The 18,362-nt window shown below is 52.7% G+C and carries 17 protein-coding genes; 15 read left to right on the top strand and 2 right to left on the bottom strand.

Annotated elements, in window-relative coordinates; genetic code table 11:
- The first annotated feature begins 64 nt into the window (after nucleotides 1-64).
- Nucleotides 65-1,741, top strand: a complete 1,677-nt coding sequence (locus V8L71_RS09980) for a methyl-accepting chemotaxis protein (protein WP_336274043.1) — start codon at nucleotides 65-67, stop codon at nucleotides 1,739-1,741.
- A gap of 122 nt (nucleotides 1,742-1,863) precedes the next feature.
- The gene (locus tag V8L71_RS09975; protein WP_176301983.1) at nucleotides 1,864-2,967 is read left to right on the top strand and encodes a DUF3541 domain-containing protein; all 1,104 of its coding nucleotides are present in this window, start codon (nucleotides 1,864-1,866) and stop codon (nucleotides 2,965-2,967) included.
- Here V8L71_RS09975 and V8L71_RS09970 read toward each other — a convergent pair.
- Nucleotides 2,964-3,353 (bottom strand): ester cyclase, encoded by a 390-nt coding sequence (locus tag V8L71_RS09970; RefSeq protein WP_176301984.1) that lies wholly within the window; start codon nucleotides 3,351-3,353, stop codon nucleotides 2,964-2,966. The two genes, V8L71_RS09975 and V8L71_RS09970, sit on opposite strands and share 4 nt — an antisense overlap.
- Before the next feature lie 99 nt (nucleotides 3,354-3,452).
- Here V8L71_RS09970 and V8L71_RS09965 point away from each other — a divergent pair, with 99 nt between their 5' ends.
- The 6 genes from V8L71_RS09965 to V8L71_RS09940 all read left to right on the top strand — a co-directional run bounded on the left by V8L71_RS09965 (nucleotide 3,453) and on the right by V8L71_RS09940 (nucleotide 9,411).
- Entirely contained in the window at nucleotides 3,453-3,788 is a 336-nt protein-coding gene (locus V8L71_RS09965) for a zinc ribbon domain-containing protein YjdM (protein WP_176301985.1), read from the top strand.
- 68 nt (nucleotides 3,789-3,856) lie between these two features.
- A complete protein-coding gene (locus tag V8L71_RS09960; RefSeq protein WP_176301986.1) occupies nucleotides 3,857-4,552 on the top strand; it encodes a haloacid dehalogenase type II in 696 nt (231 codons plus the stop codon).
- 2 nt (nucleotides 4,553-4,554) lie between these two features.
- Nucleotides 4,555-5,157 carry a glutathione S-transferase N-terminal domain-containing protein gene (locus tag V8L71_RS09955; protein ID WP_336274042.1) on the top strand — a complete coding sequence of 201 codons (603 nt, stop codon included), beginning with the start codon at nucleotides 4,555-4,557 and terminating at the stop codon, nucleotides 5,155-5,157.
- A gap of 197 nt (nucleotides 5,158-5,354) precedes the next feature.
- On the top strand, nucleotides 5,355-6,863 hold the full coding sequence (locus tag V8L71_RS09950; protein ID WP_336274041.1) for a Fic family protein: 1,509 nt from the start codon (nucleotides 5,355-5,357) through the stop codon (nucleotides 6,861-6,863).
- A 62-nt stretch (nucleotides 6,864-6,925) separates the two neighbouring features.
- Nucleotides 6,926-8,293 (top strand): carboxylesterase family protein, encoded by a 1,368-nt coding sequence (locus V8L71_RS09945; protein WP_336274040.1) that lies wholly within the window; start codon nucleotides 6,926-6,928, stop codon nucleotides 8,291-8,293.
- A gap of 173 nt (nucleotides 8,294-8,466) precedes the next feature.
- A complete protein-coding gene (locus V8L71_RS09940) occupies nucleotides 8,467-9,411 on the top strand; it encodes a zinc-dependent alcohol dehydrogenase family protein (RefSeq protein ID WP_336274090.1) in 945 nt (314 codons plus the stop codon).
- Here V8L71_RS09940 and V8L71_RS09935 read toward each other — a convergent pair whose 3' ends face one another.
- Nucleotides 9,412-10,308, bottom strand: a complete 897-nt coding sequence (locus tag V8L71_RS09935) for a LysR family transcriptional regulator (RefSeq protein WP_336274039.1) — start codon at nucleotides 10,306-10,308, stop codon at nucleotides 9,412-9,414. It abuts the gene before it with no gap.
- Between the two features lie 147 nt (nucleotides 10,309-10,455).
- Between V8L71_RS09935 and V8L71_RS09930 the strand changes: the two genes are divergently transcribed.
- From V8L71_RS09930 to V8L71_RS09900, 7 genes are all read left to right on the top strand, one after another.
- A complete protein-coding gene (locus V8L71_RS09930; RefSeq protein ID WP_336274038.1) occupies nucleotides 10,456-11,691 on the top strand; it encodes a YbfB/YjiJ family MFS transporter in 1,236 nt (411 codons plus the stop codon).
- Nucleotides 11,691-12,293 (top strand): glutathione S-transferase N-terminal domain-containing protein, encoded by a 603-nt coding sequence (locus tag V8L71_RS09925; RefSeq protein WP_336274037.1) that lies wholly within the window; start codon nucleotides 11,691-11,693, stop codon nucleotides 12,291-12,293. The genes V8L71_RS09930 and V8L71_RS09925 overlap by 1 nt, the downstream gene beginning before the upstream one ends.
- Before the next feature lie 211 nt (nucleotides 12,294-12,504).
- Nucleotides 12,505-13,299 carry a carbon-nitrogen hydrolase family protein gene (locus tag V8L71_RS09920; protein ID WP_336274036.1) on the top strand — a complete coding sequence of 265 codons (795 nt, stop codon included), beginning with the start codon at nucleotides 12,505-12,507 and terminating at the stop codon, nucleotides 13,297-13,299.
- Between the two features lie 84 nt (nucleotides 13,300-13,383).
- On the top strand, nucleotides 13,384-13,704 hold the full coding sequence (locus V8L71_RS09915) for a DUF427 domain-containing protein (protein ID WP_336274035.1): 321 nt from the start codon (nucleotides 13,384-13,386) through the stop codon (nucleotides 13,702-13,704).
- Nucleotides 13,705-14,019: 315 nt separating this feature from the next.
- A complete protein-coding gene (locus V8L71_RS09910) occupies nucleotides 14,020-14,352 on the top strand; it encodes an AAA family ATPase (protein ID WP_336274034.1) in 333 nt (110 codons plus the stop codon).
- 48 nt (nucleotides 14,353-14,400) lie between these two features.
- Nucleotides 14,401-16,302 (top strand): ATP-dependent nuclease, encoded by a 1,902-nt coding sequence (locus V8L71_RS09905; protein ID WP_336274033.1) that lies wholly within the window; start codon nucleotides 14,401-14,403, stop codon nucleotides 16,300-16,302.
- The gene (locus tag V8L71_RS09900) at nucleotides 16,302-18,158 is read left to right on the top strand and encodes a UvrD-helicase domain-containing protein (RefSeq protein ID WP_336274032.1); all 1,857 of its coding nucleotides are present in this window, start codon (nucleotides 16,302-16,304) and stop codon (nucleotides 18,156-18,158) included. The genes V8L71_RS09905 and V8L71_RS09900 overlap by 1 nt, the downstream gene beginning before the upstream one ends.
- Nucleotides 18,159-18,362 lie beyond the last annotated feature (204 nt).

Raw genomic sequence — 18,362 nt, 5'->3', positions numbered from 1 at the left:
GAAGTTACCGAGATGGCTTCCACCTGCCCAATGCAACGCGCTGCGGGCTTTCACGAGATCCCCCATGCTACTTCTGAATCGAAGCGTTAAACTGCGGCTTGCCGTGAGTTTAGGCGCGTGTATCTTGATGTTAATTGTTGTCGGTATTATCGGTCTCTACAGTCTCAGCAAAACCAACGATGCCCTCAACAGGACTTATGAGGGGAACTTACTCACCTTGGGTGATCTTATTAAGGTCAACCAAGCACTGCTCGGCAACCGGGTTAAGATAACGGCCGAGCAGCGCGATCGAACCCCGGCATCTGCTATAACAACGAAACAAGAGGTTGCGGAAAACGATGCCATTATCGACGCCGCCTGGAATGATTACTTCCCTGAGCGTGTTTCTGGTGATCAAGAGCGTGCGGTAGCCGAAAGCTTTATCGTGTCGCTAGCCAGTCTGCGTGCCGGTATTGACGATATTAACGCGGCAATGATTGGCAATGATTATGACGCCGCCAGAGAGATAGCCACCACCACGCTACGTGCTGAATACCCTAAAGTGCTCACGGCGATTCAGGGCCTTATCGACCTTAACAGCGCCCAAGCCGCCGCCAATAACCAGCAGTCATCAAGCGACTATATTTGGACGCGCAACTTCGTTACAGGCGTTATGGTGGCGGCGATCATCTTCGGCATTCTGCTCTCAATATGGTTGGTTCGCGGCATCATGACACCGCTGGGCAAGGCGCAAGCACTTGCCAACGCCATGGCTGAAGGCAGGCTCGATAACGACGTCGACGCTTCAGCCAAGGATGAGTTTGGTGTGATGCTCAGAGCGTTAAAGAGCATGGAAACCAAGTTCTCGCAGGTGGTCATGTCCGTTCGTAATAACGCTGAGTCCGTAAATGTAGCCGCCGACGAAATCGTGCTAGGCACTGATGATCTCAGCCGCCGGACGCAGGAGCAGGCCTCCAGCATCGAACAGACCGCGGCATCGATGGACGAAATCACCTCGACTGTGCGTCAGAACGCCGATAACGCTTCCGAAGCCGACAAGCTCGTTCACGATGTCAGCCAGCAAGCCAACGCCGGGGGCGAGATCGCAGGTCAAGCCATCAAGGCAATGGAAGGTATCAACGCCTCAAGCCGCAAGATTGCCGGTATCGTCGGCTTGATCGATGAAATCGCCTTCCAGACCAATTTGCTGGCGCTGAATGCCTCGGTAGAAGCCGCACGTGCGGGCGAGCAGGGGCGTGGCTTTGCGGTAGTGGCGAACGAAGTACGCAACCTGGCAGGGCGTAGTGCTGAAGCCGCCAAAGATATCAAAAAGCTCGTTGAGGAGAGTATCGGCCAAGTCGACAACGGCTCAAGTCTGGTCAACCAAGCAGGCAAGTCGCTCGAAGGTATCGTTCATGGCGTTAAGCGCGTCTCGGTGTTGATGGGTGAGATTGCCACTGCCAGCCGCGAGCAGTCCCAAGGTATCGAGCAGGTAAACACCGCCGTCTCGCAAATGGACAGTGTCACCCAGCAGAATGCGAGTTTGGTGGAAGAGTCCAGTGCGGCAGGGCGTTCATTGCAAAGCCAAGCGGAAGCGTTGTTGAAGGAGGTATCGTTCTTTAGAGGAGCGACCACCGGCCAAAACCAACGCGCGCTACCCGCAGCGCCAAGAGCGCGTGACAGCCAGCCGCGGGCCAACAAAGGCTTGCCGACTCACGTGGTTGGTGGCAAGCAAGACACCGAGAAATGGACTTCTTTCTAATCGCTAGCCGTTATGAAAAGCGCCCTCAGGGCGCTTTTTTTCTGAGCAATCAGCTAACACCTAATTGCTCATCAACTGTGCAATGATGGCCTATCGATAGTGAACGCCACCAAGGGGCCGTCATGAAAAAGCTCTTTTCACTGATGATTGTGCTGGTGTTGGCTGGCTGCGCCGCCATGGAGCCTCATGCGGAGCGTGACGTCCAGCGCGACGCCGGTCTGGCCATCCAGGAGATCTACGAGCAGGCGCTGCCGACGCTGTCCGAGGACAAGCAGCGCCACTTTGCCCAGCGGCTCTACCGCCTGACTGGCGAGCAGCGCTGGTGCGCCCTCAATCACGCCTACGGCGAGCGACTACTGGCGCGACTCGAGGAGGACATCGTCGGCCTGGCCGAGCCCGGGTACGCGGCTGCCCGCAGCCGGGCGATCGTTGCCGACTATTCGCAGCGCACTGCCAAGCAGCGTGCCCGGCGCGCCATGCTGAGTGAGTGGGAGGAGATCGCCTTCGCCCGGGGGCTGTTGTTCAGGCTGGTCCAGGCCGAGTACCACGGCCTGCTGCCGGCCATTGAGGACCACGAGCGGGCGCTGGGCTACCAGGCAGAAGTTGACTGGGCGGCCTTCCTGACCGACCCCGCGGTGATCGGGATCTATGCCGCTCAGGTGGCCAACTATAAGTACTTCCTTCACCAGCTCGGCGTGATGGACCTGCGCCGGGAGGTGGAAGAAGCCTTCCGACGCCACTACCCGCCTGATCGAGTTGCCGGGCTCAACGACGCCGAGTACCGTAACTGGCTCTATGGCCTGACCCACTTCGTCATCGCTGACAGTCGCTACTACCAGCGGAAGGTGGACCCGGAGGTGCACGCCTGGGTGCTGGAAGCGCTGGAACGGGAGACGGCCGGTATCATGGCCCGCGCCACGGCCGACATCCAGGCCGAGGTGGCGTTGGCCTTCCTGCTGGCCGGCCGCGAGGACCACCCGTTGGTGGGACGGGTGCGCGAGGCGCTGGTGGCGGCGATCGACCCGGCCAGCGGCATCATTCCCTCGCCCGAGGGGGAAAACGAGCTGGCGGGTGGTGAACACCGCAACGTTCTGGCGATCATGGTGCTGCGCTGGCCGGGCCGCCTGCATCCCGGCCCCGACCTCTCGGACGCGCTTGGCGGGCGCTCAGCCGAATGCGATATTCTGCTCTATTCGTTTGTGAATGGAGATAACCAGAATGTTTAGCCCAGCTGAGCTTCTATCGCGACTTTATCGATCACCGACCAGACTTCCTGAATCTTATTATCGTGGAAGCGGTAGAACGCGTTCTCGCAAAACATCACTTTTTTGCCATCCACCGCAAGGCCGAGGAAGCTACCTTTGGGGGTGACATCGAATCGCAGCCTGCACGCAACATGCGGTGAATCAACGGCCAGCAGCTCAATGTTAAAGTGAAGATCTGGTATCTGCTCGTAATTGGCTTCCAACATGGCGCGATAACCATTAACGCCTAGGCGCTTGCCGTTGTGGTGGACATCGTCATGCACGAACTGGCCAAGGTTCATCCAGTCCTGATTATTGAGGCAGGTGATGTAATCACGGTAGGTCGCTTCCAGGTCACGTTTGTTCATCCTGGCTCTCCTTTCTTGGGCTGGCGTGAAGGCATTCGCCACGGTGCCTCTGGCTAAGTATCATCATCAGCCTAAACCAAACCACAGAAGTCATCACTCATGCCGTGCCCACCTTGCCCAAACTGCCAATCTGAATTTGTCTATCAGGATCAACGCCTGTTCATCTGCCCCGAATGCGCCCGCGAATGGAACCCTGCTGAAGCTGCGGCGGAAGACACCGTGACGGTAAAAGATGCCCACGGCACGCTGTTAGCGGAAGGCGATAAGGTAACGATGATCAAAGACCTCAAGGTCAAAGGCAGCTCGCTGGTACTCAAGGTGGGCACCAAAGCCGTGATCAAGCGATTAATGGACAGCAAGGATCACCAACTAGACTGTAAGGTCGACGGCGTCGGCGACATGATGGTGACCGCCCACTTTGTGAAAAAAGCCTAAATAAGCCCGGAGTTCTTCTAGCCACCTAACGACGCCGTCAGCAATAACCATCCATCAAGGAGATACGAATGAAAGCCATCGTGTTTGACGTATTTGGCACTATTGTTGATTGGCGCTCCAGCTTGATTCATCAGTTCAGGGGGCTTGAGAAAGAACTGGGGATTGATCTACCCAGTGAAGAGCTGGCGGATCAATGGCGGCAGCTTTATGCGCCTTCCATGGATAGAGTACGCAGAGGGGAAATCCCCTGGACGGTATTAGATGAGCTGCATCGAGAAAGCTTAGTCAAGCTACTCGATCAACAGGGGATTGCGCTAGACGAAGCGACCATTGATCGCGTCAATCACTTTTGGCACCAATTAGAACCCTGGCCAGATGTACCACAGGGCCTACAGCGCCTGAAAGAGCACGCCATCATCGCAACGTTGACCAACGGTAATGTCTCATTAATGGTCGATGTTGCCCGTCACGCCAAGCTACCGTGGGATATGATTTTTTGCGCCGAGTTATTCGAGCACTACAAGCCTGACCCGGAGGTTTATTTAGGGGCTTGCCGCTTGCTACGCCTACCGCCGGAAGAGGTAATGCTGTGCGCGGCGCATAATGCTGACCTGCGTGCTGCCCGTGCATTGGGACTGAAAACGGCGTTTATCCCCCGTCGCACAGAGTATGGGCCCCACCAAAGCAAAGATTTAGACGCAGAAGAAGCGTGGGATTTTGTGGCTGAAGACCTCGTCGCGTTGAGCGAGCAACTAGGGAAATAACAATGGAACTCTACCTAAACGCCACCTCGCCCTATGCGCGCCTGGTGCGCATCGTATTACTGGAAAAAGGCTTGGCGGACGCCGTGACGCTGAAGTGGTGCGACCCCTGGGCAGACGATGCCGATCTCTTAAAGGCCAACCCCGCCGGGCGCATTCCGGCGCTGATAACGGAGGAGGGCACCACACTTAGCGAATCCATGCTGATTGCCGTTTACCTGGATAGCGTAAGCCCCAACCCGCCAATGCTGCCAGCCGCCAGCCTGGGGGATGTGCTGCACTTGGCGGGGCTGGGCCAAAACCTGATGGATGCCGCGTTCACGACCGTGATTGCCAGAAAGCATGTTGGCAACGAGATTGACGAGAGCGAGCTAGGCCAGCGTCGTTCGCGAGCTATTCAGCGGCTGTTGAGTCAGTTGAACAGTGAGCTTGGGGAAAAACAGCAAGGCTCATCCATCAATCTTGGTGAAATCGCCATTGCGGTGGCGCTGGATTATCTAGCTTTCAGGCTGCCAGATGTGAACTGGAAAGAAGAGCATTCGCAGCTTCAGGCATGGCATGCTGGCGTTACTGCGCGAGAGAGCTTTCAGCAGACGTCTTTCTGTTAGGATTTTCTATCAGGAGAAGTGGGGCCAAGCGTGTTTACCTAGCGAGCATGAACGGGCTTGCCGCGAAACATGAGTAATGTGCGATTAAAAGCTAATCCTACAGGGTGTTACAGGTTAATAAAAAATCATCTTCTAGTTGCTTACTGAATATTTTCTTGATGAAGTGAACAAAATATTCTGTTTCGAGGCACTTCAAGATGAAACTGATAGGCTATGCATACCTTCACGAGCATTTAGCCTTGGGAGTATGCCCGCCCAAACACCCCGCGCGGGTTCGTCCCGTGACGCGCATCATGACTATGGGGGACGAGATAGCGGTACCCGCAGGACGAGCCCCGGATGCCTCACTGCTCGCTCATCTGGTGTTTGCGCTGAAACACGAAGGGATAGACCTTGCCATACTGGCAGGTACTTTGCCCCATCTGCCCACAGAAGAGTTACAAGAGGCCTTACAAAACTCGCCAAACGGCATTTATTTGAGGAAGTTAGCGTATCTATATGAAGCGATGGTCAAACGCTTGCCGTTTGATATCGCTGTCAGCGGTCGGGCAGTGCCTCTCTTCGATCCTGAGCATTATATTGTTGGTCCCTCGGTGCGGGATAGTCGTTGGCGAATCGATTTCAATGGTCTAGGCACGCTGGAATACTGCGCCACCGTGCGTCGTAGCTCGGTGATTACGGCGCTTTTAGAAGAAGACATTCTGAGGCAAGCTGCCACTTTTATGGCCTCATTGCCCACAGGAATGCTCGACCGTGCAATTCAGTGGGCATATTTGAGTGAAACTCAGTCCTCGTTCGCGATCGAACAGGAGTCGCCATCGCCTGATAAGCAACAGCGCTTCATGCAACTGCTGCGCCAAGCCCATGAACGTAGACCGCTGACAGAAGCCTACCTCGTCGAACTTCAAAACAGCACTATCAGTAATCCTTTCGACAAAGCCGCCACCTTTCGCCATGAGCAGAACTACTTGCACAATGGCTTACCCGGAGCGCTAGGCGTCAGCTATCTGCCACCACCGCCAGCGCTTTGCGATGAGCTGATGAAGGGGCTAATGGCCTGGGCCAATCTAGATTCAGAGAAGGGGATAGCAGACGGCGTTTCGCCACTGGTGGTGTCAGCGGTGCTCTCCTTTGGATTTGTTTTTCTACACCCTTTCATGGACGGTAACGGACGCATCTCGCGGTTTTTGATACACCATACGCTATGCCGAAAGGGAGGGTTGGATCGCGACAACCTTTTACCTATTTCGGTTGCCATGAAGCGTCATGAAGCAGAGTACCTGGCTGCTCTCGAAGCGTTTTCAAAGCCCACCCGAGAGCATTGGAACGTCACCTGGATAGATGCTGATCAATATGACTTTCACTTTAAGGGGTTGGACGCCCTGTACCGTTTTTGGGATGCGACAGAGGCGGTGGCATTTTTACTAAAAATGGCAAAAGCAGCCTTGGAAGACGAGCTAAAAGCCGAGACTCACTACTTGGCGTGTTTCGATCATGTGTATGCTGCAATAAACGAAGCTTACGATATTCGTGGTAGTGATTTGGCGCGCTTGGTCATGATGTGCCTGAGCAATGAGGGACGCCTTTCAAACAATCGTCGTAAACAATTTCGTTATCAAGTAGCTGACGAGGTACTTGATGCCATTGAAACCGAAGCGCGTAAGGTGCTTGAGGCGCATCAAAATGAACAAGCGCCTCCGGATTAAACGACGCTTCGACCTGCTGTAGCGACGCTGCGCTTATTTCATGAAGGCAACCAAGGAGCGGTATGCGCTACGATGAGCTAGATGACCGTGCTGAGTTAAACGACGACGATGCGCCCCGCTTTTCCACCCCTGCTGGTGAGATTATCGGTTGGCGGGATCGCGGCGTTGTCCGCGCCACAGGCATTTGCTATGCCCGCACCCAGCGCTTTTGCGCCCCAAAAGATGAGCTGCCATCAGCCGCGCCTATCCAGGCCAATGAGTGGTCGCCTTGCTCGCCGCAAAACCTTATTCCCGAGCTAAACGCTGTGCTGGGGATTAGCGCCCAGGAGTTCTCCTCCTGCGAAGGCGCGCTACATTTGTCGGTTACCTTGCCAGAAAGCCCCTCGGCTACGCCGCGCCCCGTGATGGTGTGGATACACGGTGGTTCTTACGTGTTTGGCGCCGGGGATCTCTCGGTGTTCGACGTACGCCCGTTAGCGCTTGAGCAGGACGTGATTGTGGTCGCCGTGACGTACCGGCTTGGCCTATTAGGCTTTCTGGGCGGTTACGCCAATCGGCCCGCGAACCTGGGCCTGCTCGATATGATTTCGGCCCTGCGCTGGGTGAACATCAATATCGCCGCCATGGGCGGAGACCCCGCCAACGTCACCCTGTTTGGCCAGTCCGCCGGGGGCGACGCGGCGGCGCATCTGATGATTGCCGAAGGCACCGAGGGATTGTTCCAGCGCGCCATTATTCAAAGCGCGCCGCTTGGCATTAGCCGTGGTCGGGCAAAGATGTATGCCAAGATGGGCCAGCAGGTGCCCACGGTAAACGACGATGCACCGCTTGAAGAGATTTTGCGCCTACAGACCCAGATAGCGGAATCCGTCCGTGGTTTTGGCCTAAAAGCGGCGATGCCATTTGGCACCCAGTACGGCCATTACCCGCTGCCCAGTGAAGCCCAGACCGATGCGGCCTGGCGTCGCGCGGCCGCAAAAATCGACCTGTTTATGGGCTATACCGCGGAAGAGAACACGCTGTTTGTGGTGATATCGCCGAGCCTGACGCGGTTACGTAACACGCCCTTAGTGGGGGAGGCGCTCAATAAAGCGATGGTGGCCGTCACCACACGCTCAGTCTATATCCGCGATGCGCATAAGTTTGCCCGCCGCCACGCCCAGGCAGGTGGGCGCGCTTACCTGTATCGGCTGGACTGGTGCAAGGGCCGCTATCCGTTTGGCGCCACCCACACAATCGACCTGCCGCTGCTACTGGGCGAGCCATCCAGCTGGCAACATGCCGATTTGGTAAAAGGCGTGGACGAGACCACTTTGCTGGAACATGGCCAACGCATGCGTGCGCTATGGGCCGACTTCGCGCGCAACGGTCAGCTTCCGGCCACCGGCCATATCGAGCCCCAGGTGCTTGAGTGGTGGGAGGTAAGCTAGCGCTAGCTCATCTTGAAAATGGGGATGCCAGACTACTGCTGGGTAATAGCAGTTAAACTGCTAGCCCAACGCGATAGCATCGTTCTTATACAGGCTAAAAAAAGGATTACCTACTCGATGAAAGCATTTCAAATTGGCGAACAACACAGCACCAACACCTTAAGTGAGAACCTATCGCAGGTCCTGGAGAAGCCATCATTGCGCCACGATTAGTCAGCCTAATCAGCCGAGACATACAAATACTCACCGGCACCTACGGCCCATTACAAGACCCTAAGCGCGTGCCTGGCACAGAAGGCGTGGGCGATGTGATTGCCGTTGGCGAAGGCGTAACAGAGGTCAGCGTTGGCGACCGCGTGGTGTGTGGTCACTTTGCTAACTGGCACGAAGGCCCTTTCAGTGCCAATATTTTCTCCCACGACATTGGCATCACCCACGACGGCTGGCTAGCTGAAAAAATCCTGCTGCCTGCAGCGTCACTCATTCGCTTACCTGACAACATCCCAGATCAAGATGCAGCGGTTCTCGCATCCGCAGGGCTAACCGCTTGGAACGCACTGGTAGAAACCTCTAACATAAAAGCAGGTGAGCTCGTGCTGTGCCTTGGCACTGGGGGCGTGTCTTTAGCCGCGTTAAAAGTAGCGAAAATGCACGGTGCACGAGTAGCGATCACCTCATCAAGCGACGAGAAACTCAGCGTTGCTCGTGAACTGGGTGCCGACATCACCATCAACTACAAACAATACCCAGATTGGTCTGTCGAGCTAATGAAGCAAACTAACGACCAAGGCGCCGACATCATCGTCGAAACCGGCGGGCAAGACACCCTAGGCCACTCCGTTGCCGCGGCGGCTGTTTATGGTCGAATCGTTATCATCGGTGTTACCCCAGGGCAGAACTCACCGATCCCCAACTACATCAGCTTCAGCACCAAAAACATCACCATCAAAGGCATCGCCAACGGCAGCCGCGCCATGTTCGTCAACTACATCAACGCACTGGCAGCAAACGACAGCACCGCCTTCATCAGCAAAACCTTTGACTTTGACGACGCCCCAGAAGCCTACCGCTTCCAAGCTGCCGCCAAACACATCGGCAAAGTACTGATCAAATTCTAATCACGACGCAGTCAGCTGAGGCTCATCCACCACCACCACCGCGTCACGCAACGTTTCAGCGAAGCTCGCCAGGGCGGGTGTCCAGGTTTCTGGTTCGGGGGCGACAAAATAGGTATCGATATTGGCGATGGACGTGGGCAGTTCCAGCGTATGAATCCCGAACCGGTGCTGGTGGGCTTCAACCGTGCCACGGGGTAGCACCGTGTAACCCATCCCGGCAGCAACGCAGCCAAGCATCGCGTCCAGCGAACCAAACTCGAAGATCCGACCTGCATTGACTCCCTGGGACGCCAGCAGCAGCTCGATACGCTGGCGGTAGCTGCACCCCTGGCGAAACGCCAAGAAAGCAGACGTCAGCAGCGCTTGTGAAGAGGGCATCTTCGTCATCGGCGTTGAGCCGACTAAGACAAGCTGCTCGCTAAACGCTTTGAGCGAGTGGTAGCGGCCATGCTCGAGCCGACCGGCCACGAAAACACAGTCCACCTGCCCGTTAAGCAACAACTCAACCAGCTCAGCCGTGGGCCCGGTCTTGATCTGGATATCAACGTGAGGCTGCGCTGCGTGGTACGCCGCCAGTATCGGCGGAAGACGCAACGCCGTCGTTGTCTCCATGGCGCCGATGCGCAGCCGCCCACACGCCTTCTCCTGGCCTTTGAACAGCGACACCGCTTCGTCGTGGGCCGACAGCATGCGCTCGGCGTACTCCACCAGCGCCAATCCGGCACTCGTAGGGCGAACGCGCCCCGCACGGTGAATCAGCTGTACGCCTAACTCCTCCTCGAGCTTTTTAATATGGGTGGTCACATTGGATTGCACCGTGTGCAGCCGCTTGGCCGCCGCCCCAAAGCTGCCGGTTTCGGCCACGGCCACGAGCAGTCGCAGCGATTTAAGTTGCACGCGCCGTCTCCCTGTCAGGCTATCTATAAACAAGATAGTAGCGATCAAAACTAATCGTTTCTAGAAATAATTCCTCGCGCGTAGTCTGGCGATGTACCAACGTGCTGCCGACCCCACCAAGGGGTGGCACAAAAAGGAACTGGCGTGATGAAGCGAACACTCACTACCGACGATCTGCCCGCCCTAATGACAGGCATAATGGCGACCCTAGCGGCGATTGGCATCGCACGCTTCGCCTATACGCCGCTATTGCCCGCGATTATTCAAGAGGGTTGGTTCACCGCGAGCCAAGGCGCTTACCTGGGGGCCGCCAACCTGCTGGGCTACTTTATCGGCGCACTCGCCGCCCACTCGCTGAGTGAGCGCTTTTCGCCTCGCTTAGTGATGGCCGCAAGCTTCGCGGGTATCGTGCTTAGCTTTGTGCTCTGCGCCGGGGCGGGCGGTTTTCTCTGGTTCTTCTTCTGGCGGTTAGTCTCGGGGGTTGCCGGGGCCATCTTAATGGTCGTTGGCCCTTCGCTTGCGCTAGCAGCCACGCCACCTGAAAGGCGAACGCGTGTCGGTGCCATGGTGTTTACAGGCATTGGCTTTGGCGCACTGCTTTCGGCCTTCATCGTGCCGTTACTCCTAGCGTTAAGCCTCTCCGTCACCTGGGGCACTCTTGGGCTGCTGTGTATTGCCGCTGGCCTTTTGTGCGACTGGGGTGTAGCACACTTGGCCTCACCGATCACGGCTAGCCCAAGGGGGAATAGCCCTTCAGGGTATGCGCGGGTAAAGGTCATTGTGCTGCTTGTTATCGGTGCTTACGCCCTGGATGCGATTGGCTTTGTGCCCCATACCGTGTTCTGGGTGGACTATCTCGCCAGGGAAAACTCCCTGGGCAATCAAGCGGCTTCATTGCAGTGGGGAATCTTCGGGGTGGGCGCCTTGTGTGGGCCGTTCATGGTCGGCGCGCTGGCGCAGCGGGTGGGTTGGCAGGGTGGATTGATGATCGCCTTTGCGGCGAAGGCCGCCGCCGTCTTGCTGCCGGTGTTCTCGCTCGCACTGCTCAGTCAGTCGGTTTCCTCGTTTATGGTGGGGGCGATGATACCCGGCATTGTCGCTCTCACCTCTGGCCGCCTTGCTGAGTTGGTAGGGCCAACCGCCCACAAGAAGCTCTGGGGGCAAGCCACCGCTGCCTTTGCCGCCGCCCAGGCAGTGGCAGGCTATGCCATGTCCGCGCTTTATGGCACCTGGGGCAGCTACGCGCCACTATTTGCCATCAGCGGCCTTATTCTCGTTGCGGGCTTTTTGCTGGTGCTGCTTAGCCGTGGCGTACAGCAGCGCCACACGCATCTTTCTGCCCAACAATCTTCAAAGCACTTTACACACCATGGGAGGCAATAATGGAACTCTACCTGAACGCAACCTCGCCCTATGCGCGCCTGGTGCGCATCGTGTTAATGGAAAAAGGCCTGATGGACGCCGTGACGCTGAAGTGGTGCGACCCCTGGGCAGACGATGCCGACCTATTAAAAGCCAACCCCGCCGGGCGCATTCCCGCGCTGGTAACGGAGGAGAGCGCCACGCTTAGCGAATCCATGCTGATTGCCGTTTACCTGGATAGCGTAAGCCCCAACCCGCCCATGCTGACAGCAGCCAGCCTGGGGGACGTGTTGCATCTGGCGGGGCTAGGCCAAAACCTGATGGATGCCGCGTTCACGACCGTGATTGCCAGAAAACATTATGGTAATGAGATTGACGAGAGCGAGCTGGGCCAGCGGCGTTCACGAGCCATTCAGCGGCTGTTGAATCAGTTGAACAGTGAGCTTGGCGAAAAGCAGCAGGCCGCAGCCATCAACTTGGGTGAAATCGCCATAGCCGTGGCATTGGATTATCTAGCGTTCAGGCTGCCTGAGTTGAATTGGCAAGAAGAGTATCCGCAGTTGCAGGAATGGCATGCTAGCGTGACCGCACGGGCGAGTTTTCAGCAGACTGCATTCGTTTAGCAGAGCCTATGTCAATCAATACCATGACTGCCAGTATCGCCTTGCTACTGCGGGGTGTTATCGTCTGGTCAAACATTACCTAGCCACTTTTGTTTTTGGCCGAGAAGCGGTATTTATCTTCTTTTATGGCAAAAGACGTATAAATGGCACCGGGGGAGGTTGCTTTAGCCCACGACCTTTTCAGCACCCAGCCAGCTAAGCGATGTAAAAAATGACAACCACCACAGCCGCACCCATCACCATTGCACTCGCCCAACTGCCCATCAGCAAAGCGGCGGTAAAAGAAAACCTGCAAACGCACCTGGCCTACATAGAGCGTGCCGCTGCGCTAGGAGCCAATGTGGTGGCCTTCCCCGAACTCTCGCTGACCGGCTACGAGCTGGCGCTACTCAGCCAGTTGGCTATGCCCCGCAACGATAAAACCTTTGCGGCGCTCACCGCAGTCGCCGTAGCCACCAATACAGTCGTGATCGCAGGCTGTCCACTGCATAACCCTAGCGGCAAGCCCTACATTGCAGCGGTGATCTGCTTCCCCAACGGCGAACAAACCTTCTACCTAAAACAGCACCTTCACGAAGGCGAGGATGTTTATTGTGCCCCCGGCCACGAAAGCGGCCTGGTCAACGTCAACGGCACCCACATTGCCCTAGCCGTTTGCGCCGACTTCACCCACTCCAGACACGCCGCTACCGCCGCTGCCCAACAAGCGGACGTTTACCTAGCGAGCGCGCTGATCTCCCCAGGCGGTTACGCCCAAGATGCCGAGCTGCTTGCCGACATTGCAGAGCGACATCAACTGCCGGTGTTACTGGCTAACCACTTTTCCATCACGGGCGGCTGGCAAACCTGCGGCAATAGCGGCGGCTGGAACGCAGCAGGTGAGCTAACTATTACAGCCAACGGCACACAGCCCAGCCTAGTGCTGTGCCGCGTTCAACACGGTGCATTAAGCGGTAGCGTGGAAGTGATGGCTCACCTACATCAAAAAGGATCAGTTTCCGACTAAAAGCTAATCCGGCAAGGTAGGCTTAACCTAAGTTAACTGCTAGTCTCAAAGCATTAGAGCGAAAAACGCCGCAGGGACAATACGATGCAGAATGCCCGCATAACGCTTCACCCTAACCAACAGCGCATCCAAGTGCAGGTTGATGGCATTCTGCTAGCCGACTCTACCAACACGCTTGAACTTCGCGAACACGGCTACCCGCCACGCCACTACTTTCCACGCGAAGATGTGCGGATGGACTTACTTACCATTTCAGAAACAATGACGTATTGCCCCTTTAAAGGACATACGGTGTATTTTTCGCTGGGTGAGAGTTGGGATATTGCTTGGAGTTATGAGGAGCCGATTGAAGGTATGGAAGCTATTGCAGGCAAGGTGGCATTTTCTGAGGAAGTGAGCGGATGACGCTTTTCGTCCCAAAGCGGTCATGCCGGGAAATGCAGCAGGCGCGCGAGTTTGGATATATAGCCTAGTGGAAATTAATGGCTATAAGAATCATAGGCTTGGGAGAATCTGGTAGGCTACATTTGCAGGAAAAAAGTGGCAGCACGTTGATTCAATCTTAGAGCGCGCCGTCTAATGCGCTGTTATACGATGGTCGTAATAATTAAACTTACGAACCGAAGCGGAAAGCTAGATATGAACTGGAAAAAAATGGTGAATTTTTATATTAGGAAAAGTAAGCCATCTACAAAATTAACAAGATAAAGGATTTCCCAATTGAAAATTTCTCATATTGATATTCAAAACTTCCGCAAATTAAAAACATGTCGAGTTGAACTTTCTGATAAAAGTACAATTTTTGTTGGTGCAAACAATAGCGGGAAAACCTCCGCTATGGATGCGCTAATTATGTTTTTGAAAAAATCAAAACGCCGAGAAATAAGCACTACTGATATAACATTATCTAATTGGGCAGCAATTAATAAAATTGCAAGTGACTGGGTTACTAATGCTTCTGCAGAACCACCAAAGCCATCAGACCTATCTCTAAATGTTTGGCGACCATTTTTACCAGCTATTGATGTTTGGCTTGACGTAGATGAATTATAAATCCACTACGTTAGCCATATTCTGCCTACTTTAGATTGGGATGGTGGCTTGTTGGGTGTCAGGTTGATACTGGAGCCGAAAGAGCAAGAAACTCCAGAAGCCATTTATAAATCCTATATGGACGCGTATTCAGCAGCCCAAGGAACGTTAGCAGCACGCAAGAGTACAAAAGAAAATAAAGGTGCCAATGAATCTCTATCGACATTGGCGCTATGGCCTACGTCGATGCGTGATTTTTTGGATAGAAAGCTACAAGACTTTTTCTCTGTTAATGCTTATGTGTTAGATCCAGCGCATGCACAATCAGATTTGCCACAACCGTTTACAGAATTCATGGAACCACTTGAAGGCGACCCTTTTGATGGGCTGTTCAAAATCGACATCATTAACGCTCAGAGAGGCTTCTCTGATCCGAATTCAGGTGAGGGAACTGCCAACACCGACCGCCGCCTCTCCTCGCAATTAAGGCATTACTTTAATGAGCATCTGGACCCAAGCGAGCTACCGGACGCAAGTGATTTGGATGCACTTGAGTCCATGGAAGCTGCGAGAACAGCGTTCGACCAGAAATTGAAGAGTAGCTTTAGTGTCGCCATTGGCGAACTTGAAGGTCTGAATTACCCAGGGTTTAGTGACCCACAAATTTTACTGTCAAGTAAAGTGAACCCTGTTGAAGGGTTAAACCATGACTCAGCCGTTCAATTTAAAGTTGTTCGCAGTGAAGACCCATCGGTTAATAATCTATGCCTACCTGAAAAATACAACGGTTTAGGCTACCAAAACCTAATCTCTATGATTTTTAATCTGATCCGCTTTCGTGATGAATGGATGCGTGTTGGGAAAGTAGGTAAGCGGGAGAAAATTGGTAATACGCCTATAGAGCCTTTGCACTTAATGCTCATTGAAGAACCGGAAGCGCATCTACACGCACAAGTGCAGCAGGTTTTTATTAAGAAGGCATATGGCGTATTACGCAACCACTCTGAACTAGCTGAAAAACTACAATTTTCTAGCCAGATGGTGGTGAGCACGCATTCTAGTCATATCGCGCATGAGACAGACTTTACTGGATTACGCTATTTCCGGAGGAAACTGTTGGCAAGCGAGCTAGAAATACCATGTGCCTTAGTCGTTAGCATGAGCACAATATTTGGTGGTGGAACCGATACATCCAAGTTTGCGAGTCGCTATTTAAAAACAACACACTGCGACTTATTTTTTGCTGATGCTGCAATTCTTGTTGAAGGGCCGGTGGAGCGAATGCTGGTTCCCCACTTCATTAGAAACCACTATCCAGAGTTAGAGAGAAGCTATATCTCTCTTTTGGAAATCGGCGGTAGCCACGCGCACAGATTACGTCCGTTAATTGAGGCCTTGGGTATTCCTACGCTTGTTATCACCGATCTTGATTCCATTAAACATGAATCTACTGGTAAAGCACGACCGCAGAAGGGTCAAAACCTTAGAACGGGAAACGATACATTAAAAAGCTGGGCGCCAAAAAAAATCACCTTAGATGAAGTCTTGGCTGCAATACCCAAAGAAAAAACAACTGATGAAGGATTGGTTCGGGTAGCATATCCCTGTCTTACAAAGATTCAATATCTTTCAGCAAAAGATGAAGAAGCTATCCCCTATACATTTGAAGATGCTTTAGTACTGGAAAATCTCACGATGTTTAAAGCGATAACGGATAGCAAAGGCCTCGTGAAGAAAATGGCCGACGCCGTAAATAAAGCAACGTTCGATGAGGCCTGTGAGGACATGTTTATTGCACTGGGTAAGAATGCTAAGAAGTCTGAAATGGCTCTTGAGTTGCTTTACACCACCGAGCCAAATTTACTTAAACCTCCGGCATATATTAAAGAAGGCCTTGATTGGCTTAATACTATGTTAATCAATGACGCATCTTTGGAAACTCTGTCGTTAGTTATGCAGGAGGACGAGTAATGACAGATGTAATCGACACAAAAGACGTTGATGATGAAATCTTTAGCTGTCTCGACCTCGACAAGCCAAAAAGCTTTTTTCTTTTTGCTGGTGCAGGGTCAGGGAAAACTCGCTCATTGGTCGAAGTACTAAAAAGGTTTCGTGAAAATAATATTCATCGCTTACGAACCAATGCACAACAAGTGGCAATTATCACTTATACCAATGCAGCCTGTGATGAAATTAAACGGCGACTGGAGTTCGATCCAGCATTCAGTGTATCAACCATTCATAGCTTCGCTTGGGAGCTTATTAAGTCTCATACAACTGACATTAAAAGCTTGCTTAGAGTACGCCTTCAAAATGATATTGATGAACTTGAAATAGCGCAAAGCAAAGGGCGGGCGGGATCAAAGGCGGCTGAAGATAGGCCTAGGCAAATAGCGTCTAAAAGCAAACGACTGGAGTCTCTAAGCACCGTTCGAAAATTTACCTACAACCCCAATGGGGAGAACTCGGGCAAAGACACTCTTAATCATGCTGAGGTAATAGCATTAACAGCGGAATTACTCGCAAGTCGTCCACTACTGCAAACAATTTTGACACGTAAATTTCCAGTCTTACTGGTGGATGAAAGCCAAGACACAAAAAAAGAATTAATCGACGCACTTTTTACAGTTCAGCGTGTACATAAAACTCAATTTTCACTTGGGCTTTTTGGCGACATCATGCAGCGAATCTACATGGATGGAAAGGAAAATCTAGGGCTGACTCCATTACCTGATGATTGGCTGACCCCGAAGAAAATATACAATTACAGATGCCCGCGCCGAGTAGTTAAACTCATCAATAAAATTCGGCAGGATGTTGATCAAAACTCACAAGAACCTGTTAAAGAAAATAAAGGTTTAGTAAGGCTATTTATTAAAGATGTCGGCCAGCCTATTGATAAAACGGCATTTGAAAATGTTGTTTGCCAAAAAATGGCTGAATTTACCAATGACATGCTTTGGACCGATCCAAAAGAAAATAAGACTCTGACATTAGAACACCATATGGCGGCTCAGCGTGGTGGCTTTTCAAATTTCTTCAACGCTCTGTACGTCGATAAGCTCAAAACTGGCTTAATAGATGGGACTTTATCCAGCATTACTTTATTTTCTCAAAGGGTACTGCCGCTAATTAACAGCCTAGAAGTTAATAACCAATTTGCTGTATCTCGAATACTGAACAATCATTCTCCATTAATGAGCAAGGAGAAATTTGAAAATAGTGAAAATCCTAAAGCCGAAATTAAAAAAGCGAAGGAAGCAGTAGATGCGCTTTACTCCTTATGGGAAAACGATTCGGACCCAACATTACAAAGCATTCTCAAAGAAATTTATCGCAGTGGTTTATTTAAAGTGCCCGATAGCCTAGCTACTATTGCAGGCAGGCAGGAAAAAGACTTCGAATTAGTCGAAGATGATGTTGACCCCATTATTGATGCTTGGGATAAGGCATTATCGTCGCACTTTAGTGAATTCAAAGAATATGTGTATTACGTCTCCGATAAATCCCGGTTTGGAACGCATCAGGGAATCAAAGGGCTCGAATTCCCGCGCGTAATAGTAGTTCTTGATGATGAAGATGCCGGTGGTAATTTTTTTAGTTATGAAAAGTTATTCGGCGTGAAGGCCCCGACAAAATCAGACATTGAGAATCAATCAAAAGGTAAAGAAACCAGTATCGACCGCACTAGACGTTTATTTTATGTGACTTGCAGTAGAGCAGAAGAAAGTCTGGCGATCATTGCTTACACCAGTGAGCCTATTAAAGTGAAGGAAAATGCTTTAAGACAAAAATGGTTTGCGGAGGAGGAAATTGTCACATTGTAGTATCAATATTATCTTCACCTCAGCTTCTTTTAAGAGTGTTCAACTTTCGCTATTGGTTGGATGTGAACATAGAGATCACGTATAATCGGGTAGCCGGGGGTGTCTAGCCCCCAGCCCCCACAACACCCTGCATGCGGAACCGCACAGGGCGTTTCACTCAGTAGTGAAGCTTGATCCATCCATCGCGCAGTGATACCAAACCGG

Source organism: Vreelandella indica, assembly GCF_037070225.1.
GTDB classification, from domain to species: domain Bacteria; phylum Pseudomonadota; class Gammaproteobacteria; order Pseudomonadales; family Halomonadaceae; genus Vreelandella; species Vreelandella arctica.
Note: the sequence above shows the minus strand (reverse complement) of the source record. Positions and strands in the feature narration are given on the sequence as shown.

Bases quoted from the DNA above. Each gene is read 5' to 3' on its own strand.
- V8L71_RS09960 (WP_176301986.1), top strand. From the start codon at position 3,857: ATGAAAGCCATCGTGTTTGACGTATTTGGCACTATTGTTGATTGGCGC.
- V8L71_RS09955 (WP_336274042.1), top strand. From the start codon at position 4,555: ATGGAACTCTACCTAAACGCCACCTCGCCCTATGCGCGCCTGGTGCGC.
- V8L71_RS09970 (WP_176301984.1), bottom strand. From the start codon at position 3,353: ATGAACAAACGTGACCTGGAAGCGACCTACCGTGATTACATCACCTGC.
- V8L71_RS09900 (WP_336274032.1), top strand. From the start codon at position 16,302: ATGACAGATGTAATCGACACAAAAGACGTTGATGATGAAATCTTTAGC.
- V8L71_RS09920 (WP_336274036.1), top strand. From the start codon at position 12,505: ATGACAACCACCACAGCCGCACCCATCACCATTGCACTCGCCCAACTG.
- V8L71_RS09925 (WP_336274037.1), top strand. From the start codon at position 11,691: ATGGAACTCTACCTGAACGCAACCTCGCCCTATGCGCGCCTGGTGCGC.
- V8L71_RS09915 (WP_336274035.1), top strand. From the start codon at position 13,384: ATGCAGAATGCCCGCATAACGCTTCACCCTAACCAACAGCGCATCCAA.
- V8L71_RS09980 (WP_336274043.1), top strand. From the start codon at position 65: ATGCTACTTCTGAATCGAAGCGTTAAACTGCGGCTTGCCGTGAGTTTA.
- V8L71_RS09945 (WP_336274040.1), top strand. From the start codon at position 6,926: ATGCGCTACGATGAGCTAGATGACCGTGCTGAGTTAAACGACGACGAT.
- V8L71_RS09930 (WP_336274038.1), top strand. From the start codon at position 10,456: ATGAAGCGAACACTCACTACCGACGATCTGCCCGCCCTAATGACAGGC.
- V8L71_RS09950 (WP_336274041.1), top strand. From the start codon at position 5,355: ATGAAACTGATAGGCTATGCATACCTTCACGAGCATTTAGCCTTGGGA.
- V8L71_RS09965 (WP_176301985.1), top strand. From the start codon at position 3,453: ATGCCGTGCCCACCTTGCCCAAACTGCCAATCTGAATTTGTCTATCAG.
- V8L71_RS09975 (WP_176301983.1), top strand. From the start codon at position 1,864: ATGAAAAAGCTCTTTTCACTGATGATTGTGCTGGTGTTGGCTGGCTGC.